Annotated in this window: 15 protein-coding genes; 13 read left to right on the top strand and 2 right to left on the bottom strand. The window is 72.9% G+C overall.

Features of this window, described 5'->3' with window-relative positions; translation table 11 throughout:
- Positions 1-22: 22 nt before the first annotated feature.
- The 3 genes from allB (at position 23) to IAG44_RS07940 (ending at position 3,087) form a co-directional block, all read left to right on the top strand.
- Positions 23-1,363: an allantoinase AllB gene (gene allB / locus IAG44_RS07950; RefSeq protein ID WP_187746414.1), complete on the top strand. Its 1,341-nt coding sequence runs from the start codon at positions 23-25 to the stop codon at positions 1,361-1,363.
- 35 nt (positions 1,364-1,398) lie between these two features.
- Positions 1,399-2,514, top strand: a complete 1,116-nt coding sequence (gene alc / locus IAG44_RS07945) for an allantoicase (RefSeq protein WP_187746413.1) — start codon at positions 1,399-1,401, stop codon at positions 2,512-2,514.
- Positions 2,515-2,700: 186 nt separating this feature from the next.
- Entirely contained in the window at positions 2,701-3,087 is a 387-nt protein-coding gene (locus IAG44_RS07940) for a guanyl-specific ribonuclease (RefSeq protein WP_187746412.1), read from the top strand.
- Between the two features lie 55 nt (positions 3,088-3,142).
- On the opposite strand, the gene IAG44_RS07935 is transcribed toward IAG44_RS07940, so the two are convergent.
- Positions 3,143-3,346, bottom strand: coding sequence for a hypothetical protein (locus IAG44_RS07935; protein ID WP_187746411.1), 204 nt, complete (start codon positions 3,344-3,346; stop codon positions 3,143-3,145).
- A gap of 180 nt (positions 3,347-3,526) precedes the next feature.
- Between IAG44_RS07935 and IAG44_RS07930 the strand changes: the two genes are divergently transcribed.
- The 3 genes from IAG44_RS07930 (at position 3,527) to IAG44_RS07920 (ending at position 6,845) form a co-directional block, all read left to right on the top strand.
- Positions 3,527-4,798, top strand: coding sequence for a sensor histidine kinase (locus IAG44_RS07930; protein ID WP_187746410.1), 1,272 nt, complete (start codon positions 3,527-3,529; stop codon positions 4,796-4,798).
- A gap of 40 nt (positions 4,799-4,838) precedes the next feature.
- Positions 4,839-5,528, top strand: a complete 690-nt coding sequence (locus IAG44_RS07925; protein WP_187746409.1) for a response regulator — start codon at positions 4,839-4,841, stop codon at positions 5,526-5,528.
- A 135-nt stretch (positions 5,529-5,663) separates the two neighbouring features.
- Positions 5,664-6,845: a cytochrome P450 family protein gene (locus tag IAG44_RS07920; RefSeq protein ID WP_187746408.1), complete on the top strand. Its 1,182-nt coding sequence runs from the start codon at positions 5,664-5,666 to the stop codon at positions 6,843-6,845.
- A gap of 109 nt (positions 6,846-6,954) precedes the next feature.
- On the opposite strand, the gene IAG44_RS07915 is transcribed toward IAG44_RS07920, so the two are convergent.
- Positions 6,955-7,965, bottom strand: coding sequence for a Gfo/Idh/MocA family oxidoreductase (locus tag IAG44_RS07915; RefSeq protein WP_187746407.1), 1,011 nt, complete (start codon positions 7,963-7,965; stop codon positions 6,955-6,957).
- 129 nt (positions 7,966-8,094) lie between these two features.
- On the opposite strand from IAG44_RS07915, the gene IAG44_RS07910 reads away from it, so the two are divergent.
- The 7 genes from IAG44_RS07910 to IAG44_RS07880 all read left to right on the top strand — a co-directional run bounded on the left by IAG44_RS07910 (position 8,095) and on the right by IAG44_RS07880 (position 16,642).
- Positions 8,095-8,832 carry a GntR family transcriptional regulator gene (locus tag IAG44_RS07910; RefSeq protein ID WP_187752569.1) on the top strand — a complete coding sequence of 246 codons (738 nt, stop codon included), beginning with the start codon at positions 8,095-8,097 and terminating at the stop codon, positions 8,830-8,832.
- A gap of 240 nt (positions 8,833-9,072) precedes the next feature.
- Positions 9,073-10,077 carry a sugar ABC transporter substrate-binding protein gene (locus tag IAG44_RS07905; RefSeq protein ID WP_187746406.1) on the top strand — a complete coding sequence of 335 codons (1,005 nt, stop codon included), beginning with the start codon at positions 9,073-9,075 and terminating at the stop codon, positions 10,075-10,077.
- Positions 10,074-11,102, top strand: a complete 1,029-nt coding sequence (locus IAG44_RS07900; RefSeq protein WP_187746405.1) for an ABC transporter permease — start codon at positions 10,074-10,076, stop codon at positions 11,100-11,102. Before IAG44_RS07905 ends, IAG44_RS07900 begins: the two co-directional genes overlap by 4 nt.
- Entirely contained in the window at positions 11,099-11,869 is a 771-nt protein-coding gene (locus tag IAG44_RS07895; protein ID WP_187746404.1) for an ATP-binding cassette domain-containing protein, read from the top strand. Before IAG44_RS07900 ends, IAG44_RS07895 begins: the two co-directional genes overlap by 4 nt.
- Positions 11,870-12,009: 140 nt before the next feature.
- The gene (locus IAG44_RS07890) at positions 12,010-13,155 is read left to right on the top strand and encodes an ROK family glucokinase (RefSeq protein ID WP_187746403.1); all 1,146 of its coding nucleotides are present in this window, start codon (positions 12,010-12,012) and stop codon (positions 13,153-13,155) included.
- Positions 13,152-13,745: a sugar kinase gene (locus IAG44_RS07885; RefSeq protein ID WP_187746402.1), complete on the top strand. Its 594-nt coding sequence runs from the start codon at positions 13,152-13,154 to the stop codon at positions 13,743-13,745. The genes IAG44_RS07890 and IAG44_RS07885 overlap by 4 nt, the downstream gene beginning before the upstream one ends.
- Positions 13,746-13,852: 107 nt before the next feature.
- Entirely contained in the window at positions 13,853-16,642 is a 2,790-nt protein-coding gene (locus tag IAG44_RS07880) for a DEAD/DEAH box helicase (protein ID WP_187746401.1), read from the top strand.
- Positions 16,643-16,827 lie beyond the last annotated feature (185 nt).

Below are 16,827 nucleotides of genomic sequence, written 5' to 3'. Positions count from 1 at the left end.
CCCAGGTCAGAGAGGGGTCCACGTGACCGAGGCCGAACTGGTGCTGCGCTCCACGCGCGTGGTCACGCCCGAGGGCGAACGAGCCGCCGCGATCGCGGTCTCGGGCGGCACGATCACCGCCGTCCTGCCCCACGACGCCCCGGTCCCCTCCGGCGCGCGCGTGGAGGACGCCGGCGACGACGTCGTCCTGCCCGGCCTCGTCGACACGCACGTGCACGTGAACGACCCCGGCCGCACCCACTGGGAAGGCTTCTGGACCGCCACGCGCGCGGCGGCGGCCGGCGGCATCACGACCCTGATCGACATGCCCCTCAACTCCCTCCCGCCGACCACGACCGTCGGCCACCTCGACGTGAAGCGGACGGTCGCCGCCGACAAGGCGCACATCGACGTCGGCTTCTGGGGTGGCGCCCTGCCCGACAACACCGCCGACCTGCGCCCCCTGCACGACGCCGGCGTCTTCGGCTTCAAGGCGTTCCTGTCGCCCTCGGGCGTGGACGAGTTCCCGCACCTCGACCAGGAGCGCCTGGGCCGCGCCCTGGAGGAGATCGCCGCCTTCGACGGCCTCCTGATCGTCCACGCCGAGGACCCGCACCACCTGGAGACGGCCCCTCAGCGCGGCGGCGCCAAGTACGCCGACTTCCTCGCCTCGCGCCCGCGCCACGCCGAGGACACGGCCATCGCCGGCCTCATCGCGCAGGCGAAACGCCTCCACGCGCGCGTGCACGTCCTGCACCTGTCCTCCAGCGACGCCCTCCCGCTGATCGCCGAGGCCAAGGCGGACGGCGTCCGGATCACCGTCGAGACCTGCCCGCACTACCTCACCCTGACCGCCGAGGAAGTCCCCGACGGCGCCAGCGAGTTCAAGTGCTGCCCGCCCATCCGCGAGGCCGCCAACCAGGACCTCCTGTGGCAGGCCCTGGCCGACGGGACCATCGACTGCGTCGTCACCGACCACTCGCCCTCCACGGCCGACCTGAAGACCCCCGACTTCGCCACCGCCTGGGGCGGCATCTCCGGCCTCCAGCTCAGCCTCGCGGCCGTCTGGACGGCCGCACGCGCGCGGGGCCACACCCTGGAGGACGTCACGCGCTGGATGTCCGCGCGGACGGCGGCCCTGGTCGGTCTCGACGGCCGCAAGGGCGCCATCGCCCCCGGCCACGACGCCGACTTCGCCGTCCTCGCCCCCGACGAGACCTTCACCGTCGACCCGGCGGCCCTCCAGCACCGCAACCGCGTCACCGCGTACGCGGGCAAGACCCTGTACGGCGTCGTGAAGTCGACCTGGCTGCGCGGCGAACGCGTCGTCGCCGGCGGCGAGTTCACCGAGCCGAAGGGCCGCCTGCTGACCCGCGACCACTGAGACCCCGCACCGGCCACTCCCGAAAGGCACCCCCTGTGACGGCGATCCCCCGTTTCACCGGCGACGCGCGGCCCTACCAGGGCGGCGATCCGTACGCGGACCACCGCGGCGCCGACTTCCCCTTCACCCACCTCGCCGACCTCGCCGACCGGCAGCTCGGCGCCGGGGTGATCGCCGCCAACGACGAGTTCTTCGCCCACCGCGAGAACCTGCTGCTGCCCGGCCGCGCGGTCTTCGACCCCGAGCACTTCGGGCACAAGGGCAAGGTCATGGACGGCTGGGAGACCCGCCGCAGGCGCGGCGCGAGCGCCGAGCACCCCTGGCCCACCGCCGAGGACCACGACTGGGCGCTGATCCGCCTCGGCGCCCCCGGCGTCGTCCGCGGCATCGTCGTCGACACCGCGCACTTCCGCGGCAACTACCCCAAGGCCGTCTCCGTGGAGGCCACTTCGGTGCCGGGCTCGCCCTCCCCGGAGGAGCTGCTGCGCGACGACGTCAAGTGGACGACCCTCGTCCCGCGCACCGAGGTCGGCGGCCACGCGGCCAACGGGTTCGCCGTCGACGTCGAACAGCGCTTCACGCACCTGCGCCTCAACCAGCATCCGGACGGCGGCATCGCGCGCCTGCGCGTGTACGGCGAGGTCGTGCCCGACCCCGCCTGGCTCGCCGCGCTCGGCGCCTACGACGTCGTCGCCCTGGAGAACGGCGGACAGGCCGAGGACGCCTCGAACCTGTTCTACTCCCCGGCCTCCAACACCATCCGCCCCGGCCGCTCCCGGCAGATGGACGACGGTTGGGAGACCCGGCGCCGCCGCGACCAGGGCAACGACTGGATCCGCTACCGCCTCGCCGCCCAGGCCGAGATACGCGCGATCGAGATCGACACGGCCTACCTCAAGGGCAACAGCGCCGGCTGGGCGTCCGTCGCGGTCAGGGACGGCGACGACGGCGACTGGCGCGAGATCCTTCCGCGCACGCGCCTGCAGCCCGACACCAACCACCGCTTCGTCCTGCCGGAGCCGGCCGTCGGCACCCACGCGCGCGTGGACATCTATCCGGACGGCGGCATCTCGCGCCTGCGCCTGCACGGCGCCCTCACGGAGCGCGGCGCCGCCGACCTCGCGGCCCGCCACCGCGAACTGGGCGGCTGAGCAGCTTTTTTGACGACGACGGACCCCGCCTCGCGCGCCGCGAGGCGGGGTCCGTCGTCGTCGGTCGTACGAAATCCCGGCCGTCTCCTAGCCGCAGGTTAACTTCCCGAAAACTCATCGGACGGGCCGGGAAAATCTTGGAAGTTGTCGTTGACATGCCAGCTTCTACGCGCGTCATATGGACCCATGAGATTCCCCCCACGCATCACCCGAGTCGGCGTCGCAGCCGCCGCCCTGTCCGCCCTCCTCGTCGGCGGAGCGGTCACCGCGACCCCCGCCGCCGCGGCGGTCGGCAGCATCTGCTACAGCGACCTGCCGTCCCAGGCGTACACCACCCTGCGTCTGATCGACCAGGGCGGCCCGTTCCCCTACTCGCAGGACGGCGTCGTCTTCCAGAACCGCGAAGGCGTCCTGCCGAGCCAGAGCCGTGGCTACTACCACGAATACACCGTGATCACCCCGGGCTCCTCGACCCGCGGCGCGCGGCGCATCGTCACCGGCCAGCAGAGCCAGGAGGACTACTACACCTCCGACCACTACGCCACGTTCGACCTGATCGACCGCGGCTGCTGAGCACCCCCACGCTCAGCCCCTGAAGGACAGGCGCGACCCGGAAGCCCGACTGAGCTCAGTCGGGCTTCCGGCGTTCCGCGACGGCGAACAGGGCGCACGCGAGCACGACGAGGGTGATGCTCGCGTAGATCTCCACCCCGTCGAGGAACCCGATCCGCCGCACGAGCCCGATGTCCCAGTCGGCGAACAACTCGTCCAGCAGTCCCATCACGCCCTGCGCCAGGGCGAGGAACCCGATCACTTCCAGCAGCGCTTTCATGCAGGTGACTCTCGCCCCGCGGACCCCCCTCGCACACCGGCCGAGAGGCGACGCCGTCCCTACGGAAGGCTCGGACTCCCGCGCGCGGGAGGGCCGAAAGTCGACGACGCCGCGACTTAGGTAGCCGATCACCCCTCCGGGGCGGCGGGCGGGCGTCGGGGCCGCATAGATTTGTCGACCGTGAAGACCGTGAAGCAGGACCGGGGGACACGGGCGTTCGAGGGGCCGCGGTGGCTGCTGCCGTCCGCCGTCGTCGCCGAACTCGACCAGGACGGCGGCCCCGCGCGGGCGGGCCGGCGGCCCCGGCGCACCGTGCGCGACTGGCTCGTCGACTTCACCGCGTTCTTCGTGGCCGTCCTGATGGGCCTCCTCATCGTCGACGACCTCCCCAAGGAACACCTCCCGCACTCCGTCGCCGTCATCGACCAGGTCGTGGGCGCCCTCTGCTGCGCCGCCGTGTGGCTGCGCCGCCGCTGGCCGCTGGCGATCGCCGTCGCGATGATCCCCGTCGGCCTGGTCTCCGCGAGCGCGGGCGGCGCCGGACTGATCGTCCTGTTCACCCTGGTCGTCCACCGGCCCCCCAGGCAGTCCGTCGCGGTCTGCGTCGCCTCCCTCGCGGTGATGCCGGTGTTCTACTGGCTGCGCCCCGACCCGACCCTGCCCTATCTGGGCTCGCTGCTGCTCGTTCTCGTGCTCAGCGCCTGCGTCGTCGGCTGGGGCCTGTTCGTCCGCTCCAAACGACAGCTCATGCTCAGCCTGCGCGACCGCGCGCACCGCGCGGAGACCGAGGCGCGCCTGCGTGCCGAACAGGCGCAGCGCCTCGCGCGCGAGGCCATCGCGCGCGAGATGCACGACGTCCTCGCGCACCGGCTGACCCTCCTGAGCGTCCACGCGGGCGCGCTGGAGTTCCGCCCGGACGCGCCCCAGGAGGAGATCGCCCGCGCGGCCGGCGTGATCCGGGAGAGCGCCCACGAGGCCCTTCAGGACCTGCGCGAGATCATCGGCGTCCTGCGCGCGAGCGACGCCGACGACAAGGAGGGCCGCCCGCAGCCCACGCTCGGCGGCCTGGAGTCCCTGGCCGCCGAGTCCCGCGAGGCCGGCGCCAAGGTCGTCCTCGACCAGCGCGTCAGCGACCCCGCCGCCGTCCCCGCCTCCGTCGGCCGCACCGCCTACCGCATCGCCCAGGAGGCCCTGACCAACGCCCGCAAGCACGCCCCCGGCGCCGAGGTGTCCGTGACGGTCACCGGCGCCCCCGGGGACGGCCTCACCGTCACCGTCGTGAACCCGGCCCCCGAGGGCGACGTCCCGCACGTACCCGGCTCCGGGCAGGGGCTCATCGGCCTCACCGAACGCGCCGCCCTCGCCGGCGGCACCCTCGCGCACGGGCCCCTGGCCGACGGCGGGTTCGAGGTCCGCGCCTGGCTGCCCTGGCCGGCGGAGAGCGCGCGGTGAGGGGTCCCGCCGGGCCGTCCGGACGTGATTTCGTAAGCCCATGACCACGACGATCAGACTGCTCCTCGTCGACGACGACCCGCTGGTGCGGGCCGGGCTCTCCCTGATGCTGGGCGGCGCCGACGACGTCCGGATCGTCGGGGAGGCCGCCGACGGCGCCGAGGTCGAGGCCCTGGCCGACCGGACACGGCCCGACGTCGTCCTGATGGACATCCGGATGCCCGTCGTGGACGGCCTGACCGCCACCGAACGGCTGCGCGCCCGCGCCGACGCGCCCCAGGTCGTCGTCCTCACCACCTTCCACGCCGACGAACAGGTCCTGCGCGCCCTGCGCGCGGGGGCCGCCGGGTTCGTCCTCAAGGACACCCCGCCCGCCGAGATCCTGGACGCGGTCCGCCGGGTCGCGGCGGGCGACCCGGTCCTCTCGCCCGTCGTCACCCGCCAGCTGATGGCCCACGCCGCGGGCGTCGCCGCCGACACCCGGCACGCGCGCGCCCGCGAACGGCTCGCCGAACTCGGCGACCGGGAACGGGAGGTCGTCGTGCGCGTCGGGCGGGGCATGAGCAACGCCGAGATCGCCGGGGAGCTGTTCATGAGCGTGGCGACCGTCAAGTCCCACGTCTCCCGGATCCTCGCGCGGCTCGGGCTCAACAACCGGGTCCAGATCGCGCTGCTCGCCTATGACGGGGGGCTGTTGGACGGGGACGGGGATAGGGCCGGGGACGGGTGAGGGGCTGAGGGCGGGGGAGGTGCTTCGCGGGTGTCGGCCCAACTCCCTTACACCGCGCGGTCGTTCGGGTTTCTCGTCGTGCCGGGCACTTCCCGGTGACGCCGTCCGTTGTCGGGGTGACGGGAGGGGGCAGCGATGGGTGATGTGGTCGATCTGACAGGGCTGGGCGAGGAGTTCCGGCGCGATCCGTACCCGGTGTACGCGCGCCTGCGCGAACGGGGCCCGGTCCACCGGGTGCGGCTCATGGGGACCTACGGGCTCTGGGAACCCTGGCTGATCGTCGGGTACGAGGAGGCGCGCGCGGCCCTCGCGGACAGCAGACTCGTCAAGGACCAGCGCGGCATCGGCGACGACACCGAGGAAGTACTGCTCGGCCGTCACCTCCTCGGCACCGACCCGCCGGAGCACACCCGGCTGCGCGCGCTCGTCACGCGCGCGTTCACCGCGCGCCGCGTCCAGAGCCTCGCCCCGAGGATCCAGCAGATCACCGACGCGCTGCTCGACGAGATGATCCCGCGCGGGCGCGCCGACCTCGTGGACGCGCTGTCCTACCCGCTGCCCATCACCGTCATCTGCGAACTCCTCGGCGTCCCCGAGCCGGACCGCGCGGCGTTCCGGGCGATGTCCACCGAGGCCGTCGCGCCCAGCGGGCCGGACGCGGGCCCCGAGGCGTTCGCCCGCCTCGGCGCGTACCTGACCGAGCTGATCGAGGACAAGCGCAGCGCCCGGCCCACCGACGACCTGCTGAGCGACCTGATCCGCGTCACCGCGGAGGACGGCGACCGGCTCTCCGCGGGCGAACTGCGCGGCATGGCGTTCCTGCTGCTCATCGCGGGCCACGAGACGACCGCCAACCTGATCACCAACGCCGTGCACACGCTCCTGACCCAGCCCGCCCACCTCACCGCCCTGCGCGCCGACCCCGGCCTCCTGGACGGCGTGATCGAGGAGACGCTGCGCTGGGAGGGGCCGGTGGAGAACGCGACGTTCCGGTACGCGGCCCAGCCGCTGGAGATCGGCGGCGTCGCCCTCGAACAGGGCGACCACGTGCTGATCGGCCTCGCCGCGCCCGACCGCGACCCCGCGCGCTACCCCGACCCCGACCGCTTCGACCCCCGCCGCGACACCCGGGGCCACCTCGCCTTCGGGCACGGCATCCACTACTGCCTCGGCGCCCCGCTGGCCCGCCTGGAGGCCCGCACGGCGCTCACCTCCCTCCTGGAGCGCGCCCCCGGTCTCGCGCCGGACGGGCCGCCGGGGGAGTGGCTGCCGGGGCTGCTGATACGGGGCGTGCGGAGTCTGCCGGTGCGGTGGTGAAGGGGGCGTGGGCGGCGTGGGGGTGAGCTTTGGCGGTGGAACCGGCCGGAAAACCGGTCGGTCGGCCTTGAAGGCGGACGCCGGTACGCATATATGCGCGGCTCCCGGTCTACGCGTACGCCCCCGCGATCTCCGCCAGGTGCACCGGTCTGCGCTCCCGCAGGGACGTCGCGCACGCCTCCGCGATCCGCAGCGCCTGAAGCGCCTCGCGGCCGTCACAGGGGTTCGCGCGCTCGCCCCGGACCACCTCGACGAAGGCGTTCAGCTCGGCCTCGTAGGACGGCGCGAAACGCTCCAGGAAGCTGCTCCAGGGCTTGTCGGCGGCGGGCGGCCCGGTCGGCTCGGTGGAGGCGATCGGGGTCCGCTCGTCCAGGCCGACGACGATCTGGTCCAGCTCGCCCGCCAGCTCCATGCGGACGTCGTACCCGGCGCCGTTCATCCGCGTCGCCGTGGCCGTCGCCAGCGTGCCGCCCTCCAGGGTCAGCACGGCCGCCGCCGTGTCGACGTCGCGCGCCGCGCGGAACATCGGCGGACCGGCGTCGGAGCCCGTGGCGTACACCTCGGTGACCTCGCGCCCGGTCACCCAGCGCAGCGCGTCGTAGTCGTGCATCAGGTCGTCCCGGTAGATCCCGCCGGACACGGGCAGCCAGTCGGCGGGCGGCGGGGTCTGGTCCGAGGTCACCGTGCGCACCGTGTGCAGCCGCCCCAGACGGCCCGCGAGGACGGCCTCGCGGGCGCCCAGGTAGCCGGTGTCGAAACGCCGCTGGAAGCCCATCTGGAGCACCGTGCCGGCCGCCTCGACCTCGGCGAGCGCGTGCAGGGTGCCCGGCAGGTCGAGGGCGATCGGCTTCTCGCAGAACACCGGCAGCCCCGCGCGCGAGGCGCGGCCGATCAGCTCGGCGTGCGCGGCCGTGGACGCGGTGATCACCACGGCGTCCACGCCCCAGCGGAAGATCTCGTCCATGCCCGGCGCCGCCGTCTCGCCGAGGCGCAGCGCCAGCTTCTGCGCCCGCGCGGGATCGGCGTCCGTCAGGATCAGGGAACCGACCTCGCGGTTCCGCCTCAGTGTGTTCGCATGAATGGTGCCGATGCGGCCCGTCCCGATGACCCCGATACGCATGAGGACAAAGTGAGGTCGTGGGCCGCGCGCTGTCAATCAGCATGTCCGGACAATCTGACTGCGCGGCTTCCCGTCGACGGACCCCACGGCTACGCTCGGGCCGTGCCGAAACCAGAAGTGGACCCGACCGTGCAGCTCGAACTCCGCGTGGACAGAAGCTCTCCGGTGCCGTTGTACTTCCAGCTGTCCCAGCAGCTGGAGGCGGCCATCGAGCACGGCTCGCTCACCCCCGGCAGCCTCCTCGGCAACGAGATCGAGCTGGCCGCGCGCCTCGGCCTCTCCCGCCCGACCGTCCGCCAGGCCATCCAGTCCCTGGTCGACAAGGGGCTCCTCGTGCGCCGCCGGGGCGTCGGGACCCAGGTGGTGCACAGCCAGGTCAAGCGGCCCCTCGAACTGAGCAGCCTCTTCGACGACCTGGAGGCGGCCGGCCAGCGCCCCGCGACGACCGTCCTGGTCAACACCACCGTCCAGGCGAGCGCCGAGGTCGCCGCCGCGCTCGCCGTCGCCGAGGGGAGCGACGTCCAGCGCGTCGAACGGCTGCGCCTGGCGCACGGCGAACCGATGGCGTACCTGTGCAACCACCTGCCGCCGGGCCTCCTGGACCTCGACACCGGCCAGCTGGAGGCCACCGGCCTCTACCGCCTCATGCGCGCCGCCGGGATCACCCTCCACAGCGCCCGCCAGTCCATCGGCGCCCGCGCGGCCACCGCGGGCGAGGCCGAGCGCCTGGCCGAACCCGAGGGCGCCCCCCTGCTCACCATGCAGCGCACCACCTTCGACGACACCGGCCGGGCCGTCGAGTTCGGCGACCACATCTACCGCCCGACCCGCTACTCGTTCGAGTTCCAGCTCCTCGTGCGCCCCTGAGGACGCCGTACGGCCGTGAGGCCCGCGCGAGGCGACTCGCGCGGGCCTTTTCGCGTCTCCACGCGCGCGTGTCGGGAGGCCGATAAGTCCCAATGTCCGGACAATGCGACCGAGTCGCGGTCCCCGGTCGCGTGCCGCGCGCGCCCCGTGTTCGATACTGGGGCGTTTGCGTCCGGTGAGCGGTCACCGCGTGCGGGCGTACGGCAGAACACGGCAAGACGGCAAGAAGGGCACGGCCTCGTGGCACGGTTTCGGACCTGGGCAGGGATCGCGGTTGCGGGGGCGCTCTGCGTGTCCCTCGCGGGGTGCAGCAGCACCGGTGGCAAGCGCGCCGAGGACGCCCGCAAAGCCGCGTCGGCGGGCGGACGGGCAGCGGTGGACACACCCCGCTGGACCTTCGCGATGATCACCCACTCCGGCGACGGGGACACCTTCTGGGACATCGTCCAGAGCGGCGCCAAGCAGGCCGCCGTCAAGGACAACATCAACTTCCTGTACTCCCACGACGACGAGGCCCAGCAGCAGGCCCAGCTCGTCGACGCGGCCGTCGACAAGAAGGTCGACGGCATCATCGTCACCCTCGCCAAACCGGACGCCCTGAAGGCCGCCGTCGCGCGCGCGAAGAAGGCCGGCATCCCGGTGATCACCGTCAACTCCGGCTCCGCCGAGTCCAAGGCGTTCGGCGCGCTCACCCACATCGGCCAGGACGAGACCGTCGCCGGCGAGGCCGTCGGCGAGGAACTGAACAAGCGGGGCCGCAAGCGGGCCGTCTGCGTCCTGCACGAACAGGGCAACGTCGGCCACGAACAGCGCTGCGCGGGCGTCGCCAAGACGTTCACCGGCACCGTCCAGAACCTGTACGTCACCGGCACCAACATGCCCGACGTGCAGTCCGCGATCGAGGCCAAGCTCCAGGCCGACACCGCCGTCGACGCCGTCGTCACCCTCGGCGCCCCCTACGCCGACACCGCCGTCAAGGCCAAGCAGAGCGCCGGCAGCAAGGCCGAGATCGACACCTTCGACCTCAACGCCAAGGTCGCCGCGGGCCTCGCGGACGGCTCCCTGGGCTTCGCCGTCGACCAGCAGCCCTACCTCCAGGGCTACGAGGCCGTCGACCTGCTGTGGCTCTACAAGTACAACGACGACGTCCTGGGCGGCGGCAAGCCCGTCCTGACCGGCCCCCAGATCATCACCAAGGACCAGGCCGCCCGGCTCGCCCAGTACACCGAGCGGGGCACCCGATGAGCGCCACCACCGACGAACGCCTCTTGGAGACCTCGCCGCTGCGCCGCCTCCTCGGCCGCCCCGAACTGGGCTCGGTCGTCGGCGCGGTCGCCGTGTTCCTGTTCTTCGCGGTCACCGCGGACAGCTTCCTGCGCGCCGCGAGCCTGTCGACCGTCCTGTACGCGTCCTCGACGATCGGCATCATGGCCGTCCCCGTCGCCCTGCTGATGATCGGCGGCGAGTTCGACCTGTCGGCCGGCGTCCTGGTCACCTCGTCCGCGCTGACCTCGTCGATGTTCAGCTACCAGATGACCGCGAACGTCTGGGTCGGCGTCGGCGTGTCCCTGCTCGTCACCCTGGCGATCGGCGCCTTCAACGGCTTCGTGCTCACCCGCACGAAACTGCCCAGCTTCATCGTCACGCTCGGCACGTTCCTCATGTTGACCGGGTTGAACCTCGGGTTGACCAAGTTGATCGACGACACGGTGTCCACCAAGTCCATCGCCGACATGGAGGGCTTCCCCTCCGCCCGTGACGTCTTCGCCTCCACCCTCACGGTCGGCGGCGTCGACTTCAAGGTCACCATCCTGTGGTGGCTCGGACTGGTCGCCCTCGCCTCCTGGATCCTGCTGCGCACCCGCGCCGGCAACTGGATCTTCGCCGTCGGCGGAAACGAGGACGCCGCCCGCGCGGTGGGCGTCCCCGTCACCAAGACCAAGATCGGCCTCTACATGGGCGTCGCCCTCGGCGCCTGGATCTCCGGCCAGCACCTGCTGCTGTCCTACGACGTCGTCCAGTCCGGCGAGGGCGTCGGCAACGAGCTGATCTACATCATCGCGGCCGTCATCGGCGGCTGCCTCATCACCGGCGGCTACGGCAGCGCCGTCGGCTCGGCGGTCGGCGCGCTCATCTTCGGCATGACCAGCAAGGGCATCGTCTTCGCCGAGTGGAACCCCGACTGGTTCAAGTTCTTCCTCGGAGCGATGCTGCTCCTCGCGACCCTCCTCAACACGTGGGTCCGCAAGCGCGCGGAGGCAAGCAAGTGACCCTCGTCGAACTGACCGACGTCAGCAAGCACTACGGCAACATCCGTGCCCTGGAAGGCGTGTCCCTCGCCGTCAACGCCGGCGAGATCACCTGCGTCCTCGGTGACAACGGCGCCGGCAAGTCAACATTGATCAAGATCATTGCCGGACTGCACCAACACGACGGCGGCACGCTCAACATTGACGGTGAATCAACCCACCTGACCTCCCCGCGCGACGCCCTGGACCGCGGCATCGCCACCGTCTACCAGGACCTCGCCGTCGTCGGCCTCATGCCGGTCTGGCGCAACTTCTTCCTAGGCTCCGAACCCCGCATCGGCAAAGGCCCCTTCAAACGCCTCGACGTCGACTTCATGCGCCGCACGACCCACACGGAACTGCTCCGCATGGGCATTGATCTGCGCGACGTCGATCAACCCATCGGCACTCTGTCCGGAGGCGAGCGCCAGTGCGTGGCGATCGCGAGGGCGGTCTACTTCGGCGCGAAGGTCCTGGTCCTGGACGAACCGACGGCAGCACTGGGCGTGAAGCAGTCGGGCGTGGTCCTGAAGTACGTGGCGGCAGCGCGGGACGAGGGCCTGGGCGTGGTCTTCATCACCCACAACCCGCACCACGCGTACATGGTGGGCGACAGGTTCGTGCTGCTGAAGCGGGGGGTGATGGCAGGCAACTACGCACGGGACGAGGTCACCCTGGACGAGTTGACCAGCCAAATGGCAGGTGGATCGGAGCTGGACGCACTACGCCACGAGCTGCAACGGGGTTAGGGGCGCGGGGCTGTGCCGATATGCGGCTCCGCCGCGTGGGCGCGATCAACCACAACGGCGCCGCAGACGGCAACGCACAGAACACCCCACCCCCTGCCCCGCTCGGCGCCCAACGCAACCGTGCGGCAGAATCGAGCCCGATGAGCACCTACGGCAACTTCACCGCCCCCATCGGCTCCCGCCGCGCCCCGGTCCTGCGCACCGTCGGCACCCGCGAGCGCCGCTCCCACCTGACGGCCCCGCGCGTGCCGACGGTCGGCATCGACATCGGCGGCACCAAGGTGATGGCGGGCGTGGTCGACGCCGACGGGAACATCCTGGAGAAGGTCCGCACGGAGACCCCGGACAAGTCGAAGAGCCCGAAGGTCGTCGAGGACACGATCGTCGAACTGGTCCTGGACCTCTCGGACCGCCACGACGTGCACGCGGTCGGCATCGGCGCGGCCGGCTGGGTGGACGCGGACCGCAACCGCGTCCTGTTCGCCCCGCACCTGTCGTGGCGCAACGAACCCCTGCGCGACCGCCTCTCGGGCCGCCTGTCGGTGCCGGTCCTGGTGGACAACGACGCCAACACAGCCGCCTGGGCGGAGTGGCGCTTCGGCGCCGGCCGCGGCGAGGACCACCTGGTCATGATCACCCTGGGCACCGGCATCGGCGGCGCGATCCTGGAGGACGGCCAGGTCAAGCGCGGCAAGTACGGCGTGGCCGGCGAGTTCGGGCACATGCAGGTCGTCCCCGGCGGACACCGCTGCCCGTGCGGCAACCGGGGCTGCTGGGAGCAGTACAGCTCGGGCAACGCGCTCGTGCGCGAGGCCAAGGAACTCGCGGCGGCGGACTCGCCGGTCGCCTACGGGATCATCGAGCACGTCAAGGGCCAGATCGGCGACATCACCGGCCCGATGATCACCGAGCTGGCGCGCGAGGGCGACGCGATGTGCGTCGAACTGCTCCAGGACATCGGCCAGTGGCTCGGCGTCGGCATCGCCAACCTGGCCGCCGCCCTCGACCCGTCCTGCTTCGTGATCGGCGGCGGTGTCTCGGCCGCCGACGACCTGCTCATCGCGCCCGCGCGCGACGCGTTCAAACGCCAGCTCACCGGCCGCGGCTACCGCCCCGAGGCCCGCATCGTGCGCGCGCAGCTCGGCCCCGAGGCGGGCATGGTGGGCGCCGCCGACCTGGCCCGCCTGGTGGCCCGCCGGTTCCGCCGCGCCAAGCGGCGCCGCGTCGAGCGGTACGAGCGCTACGAGCGGTTCGCCGAGACCCGCCGCACGCAGGACACCGCGTGACCGCGGCGCTGCCCCGGCAGGCGGCGCCCCCGGACGAACCGGCGCGCCCCGCGGAGACGCGCGCGCACGTGATCCGCCGCCGGGCGCTCACCCTCCTGATCATCGTGCTGCTGATCGGCGTCCCGGCCGGCTACCTGGTGATCTCCGCCGCGCAGAGCCGCGACAGTGGCAAGGACAAGGAGGCGAAGTACTCGGCGACCGGCCTCACCACGGGCTGGCCGTCCAAGGTGCAGCGCCGCCTCTACGGGGTGCCCGTGCCGCACCCCTCGGTCAACGTCGCCTACTACGAGACCAACAACTGGCGCACCAGCCGCCTCTACGTCCAGTTCCAGACGACGACCGCCGGACTGGACGAATTCCTCGCCGACCTCGGGCTCTCCCGCACCGACCTGGTCAAGGACGAGATCGCCGTCAACACCCGCGACCAGGGCATCACCGGCTGGGACTTCACCGGCCCCGGCGCCCGGCCCGGCGACTACTACGGCCTGGTCAAGGAGCAGAAGAACCCGAAGCCGACCCTCGACGTCGTCGTGAACACCTGGAACACCGCCAACCCGATCGTGTACGTGGTCTCCCGCACCAGCCCCTGAAGCCCGCCCGAGCCGGTCCGGGCCGGTCGCCGGGACCGATTGTCAGACCCCGCCCGTAGAGTCGGAGACGACCGGATCCAGGACACGGGCGGAGGTGGACGAAACACATGGACGAGCAGGCCGCGGAGGTGACCGCACGGCTGGCGGCGGTGTTCCTGCCCGCCCCCCTGCCCCGCGCGGGCCGCGTCGCCTTCTGGGACCCGGCGGCCGGCCCTTTGCCCACCGGGGACGTCACGGAGCTGACGGTCGTCAGGCCGCACGGCGCGGCCTCGGCCCGCCGCAGGCAGACCCCGGCGCTCACACTGCCCGTGGAGCGCGCCCTGCCCGTCCTGGTCCGCGCCCGCCGCGACCCCGCCGCTCACCCCGCCACCGCCTGCTGGGGCGCCGCCGCCCTGCACGCGCTCAGGCTCGTCGCCCGCGGACGCCTGCTGCCCGGCCTGACCCCGGCCGGGGACGACGCGTGGCGCGCGGGCCCCCTCGACCCCGAAGACCTCGCCCACCTCCGCGAGATCGCCGCCGCCCTGCCCTACGAGGGCCACGCCGTGCCCCTGCCAGGACCGGGCCCCCTGTGCCTGCCCGACCCCGAGCCACTGGTCCGCGCCTTCCTCGACGCCGTCGCCGACACCCTGCCCCGCACCCCGGCCGCACCCCACACCGTCGGCCGCCCCTTCGCCGACCACCGCCCCCAGCGCCTGTCCGGCGCCCGCGACTGGGCCGCCGAGGTCGCCGCCGGACGCGACGCGGGCGTACGGATCTCCCTGCGCCTCGACCTCGCCGCGTCCCAGGTGTTCGACGACGGCGAGGGCGCCGCCCGCGCGGGAGCCGCGATCGTCCAGGTGCACAGCCTCGCCGACCCGACGCTCGTGACCGACGCGTCGGCCCTGTGGTCCGGCGCCGCCGAAGCCGCGTTCGGCCCCCGCGCACGCGTGGACGCCGCCCTCGCCGTACGGCGCGCCGCACGCGTGTGGCCCCCGCTGGCCCGCCTCACCGAGCGCGACGCGCCCGACGCGCTGGCCCTCTCCGAGGACGAGCTGACCGACCTCCTCGGCCGCGCGGCGACCCGGCTCGCCCAGATCGGCGTCGCCGTCCACTGGCCCCGCGACCTCGCCCAGGACCTCACCGCCACCGCCGTCGTCCGCTCCGCCCCCGGCTCGGCCACCGACGGCACCGGCTTCTTCGAGGGCGACGAACTCCTCACGTTCCACTGGCAGTTGGCGCTCGGCGGCGACCCCCTCACCGAGGGCGAGATGGACGCCCTCGCCGAGGCCCACCGCCCCGTCGTACGGCTGCGCGACCAGTGGGTCGTCGTCGACCCGGAACTCGTCCGCAAGGCCCGCAAACGCGAACTCGGCCTGCTCGACCCCGTCGACGCCCTGTCCGTCGCCCTCACCGGCAGCGCGGAGATCGACGGGGAGACCGTCGAGGCCGTCCCCGTCGGCGCGCTCGCCGCGCTGCGCGACCGCCTCACCGCCGGCCTCGCACCCGCCGAACCGCCCGCCGGGCTGCACGCCACCCTGCGCGACTACCAGCTCCGCGGCCTCGCCTGGCTGGAGCTGATGACCTCCCTCGGCCTCGGCGGCTGCCTCGCCGACGACATGGGCCTCGGCAAGACCGTCACCCTCATCGCCCTGCACCTCAAGCGCGCCCGCACCGAACCCACCCTCGTCGTCTGCCCCGCCTCCCTCCTCGGCAACTGGCAGCGCGAGATCGGCAAGTTCGCCCCCGGCGTCCCCGTCCGCCGCTTCCACGGACCCGAACGCACCCTGGACGGCCTGGACGGCGGCTTCGTCCTCACGACCTACGGCACCCTGCGCTCCGCCGCCACCACCCTCGCCGCACAGCCCTGGGGCATGGTCGTCGCCGACGAGGCACAGCACGTCAAGAACCCCCACTCCGCGACCGCCAAGGCCCTGCGGACCATCCCGGCGCCCGCGCGCGTGGCGCTCACCGGCACCCCCGTCGAGAACAACCTCTCCGAACTGTGGGCCCTCCTCGACTGGACCACCCCCGGACTCCTCGGCCCCCTCAAGGCGTTCCGCTCCCGGCACGCGCGCGCGGTGGAGAACGGCGAGGACGCCGAGGCCGTCGAACGACTCGCCCGGCTCGTGCGGCCCTTCCTGCTGCGCCGCCGCAAGTCCGACCCCGGGATCGTCCCCGAACTCCCGCCCAAGACCGAGACCGACCACCCCGTGCCCCTCACCCGCGAACAGGCCGCGCTGTACGAGGCCGTCGTGCGCGAGTCGATGCTCGCCATCGAGATGTCGGACGGCATGGCCCGCCGGGGCCTCGTCCTCAAACTCCTCGGCGCGCTCAAGCAGATCTGCGACCACCCCGCGCTCTACCTCAAGCAGGACGCCGGCGCCCCCGGCCGCTCCGGCAAACTCGCCCTCCTGGACGAGCTGTTGGACACGGTCCTCGCCGAGGACGGCTCCGCCCTCGTCTTCACCCAGTACGTCGGCATGGCCCGCCTGGTCACCGCGCACCTCGCCGCCCGCGCGGTGCCCGTCGAACTCCTCCACGGCGGCACGCCCGTCCCCGAGCGCGAGCGCATGGTCGACCGGTTCCAGGACGGCGCCACGCCTGTGCTCGTGCTGTCGTTGAAGGCCGCCGGCACCGGACTCAACCTCACGCGCGCGGGGCACGTCATCCACGTCGACCGCTGGTGGAACCCCGCCGTCGAGGAACAGGCCACCGACCGCGCCTACCGCATCGGACAGACCCAGCCCGTCCAGGTCCACCGCCTCATCACCGAAGGCACCGTCGAGGACCGCATCGCCGAGATGCTGGCCGGCAAGCGGGCCCTCGCGGACTCGATCCTCGGCGGCGGGGAGTCGGCCCTGACGGAACTCACCGACCGCGAGCTGTCCGACCTGGTGTCGCTGCGGAGGGAGGGGTGATGGGCGAGCCGGTGAACCTCGCGGAGGCCGTCCGGCGGGCGATGCGGGAGGCCCGGAAAGCGCGGGGCGAGGACGTGGCCACCGGGGCGCGGAGCCTTGCGGGGGGCGTGGACGGCGGGGCACTGGAGGGTGACGGTGCCGTGCCGCGCGCGGGTGCGGGCGGAGAGGGGCCGCAGGAGAGCGCT

Origin of the sequence: Streptomyces roseirectus (assembly GCF_014489635.1) — a bacterium.
Classification (GTDB): domain Bacteria; phylum Actinomycetota; class Actinomycetes; order Streptomycetales; family Streptomycetaceae; genus Streptomyces; species Streptomyces roseirectus.
This window is presented reverse-complemented; position numbering and strand designations above follow the sequence as displayed.

Excerpts from the sequence above, each read along its gene's own strand:
- IAG44_RS07940 (WP_187746412.1), top strand. The coding sequence starts at position 2,701 with ATGAGATTCCCCCCACGCATCACCCGAGTCGGCGTCGCAGCCGCCGCC.
- IAG44_RS07935 (WP_187746411.1), bottom strand. The coding sequence starts at position 3,346 with ATGAAAGCGCTGCTGGAAGTGATCGGGTTCCTCGCCCTGGCGCAGGGC.
- IAG44_RS07925 (WP_187746409.1), top strand. The coding sequence starts at position 4,839 with ATGACCACGACGATCAGACTGCTCCTCGTCGACGACGACCCGCTGGTG.
- IAG44_RS07920 (WP_187746408.1), top strand. The coding sequence starts at position 5,664 with ATGGGTGATGTGGTCGATCTGACAGGGCTGGGCGAGGAGTTCCGGCGC.
- IAG44_RS07915 (WP_187746407.1), bottom strand. The coding sequence starts at position 7,965 with ATGCGTATCGGGGTCATCGGGACGGGCCGCATCGGCACCATTCATGCG.
- IAG44_RS07900 (WP_187746405.1), top strand. The coding sequence starts at position 10,074 with ATGAGCGCCACCACCGACGAACGCCTCTTGGAGACCTCGCCGCTGCGC.
- IAG44_RS07890 (WP_187746403.1), top strand. The coding sequence starts at position 12,010 with ATGAGCACCTACGGCAACTTCACCGCCCCCATCGGCTCCCGCCGCGCC.
- IAG44_RS07880 (WP_187746401.1), top strand. The coding sequence starts at position 13,853 with ATGGACGAGCAGGCCGCGGAGGTGACCGCACGGCTGGCGGCGGTGTTC.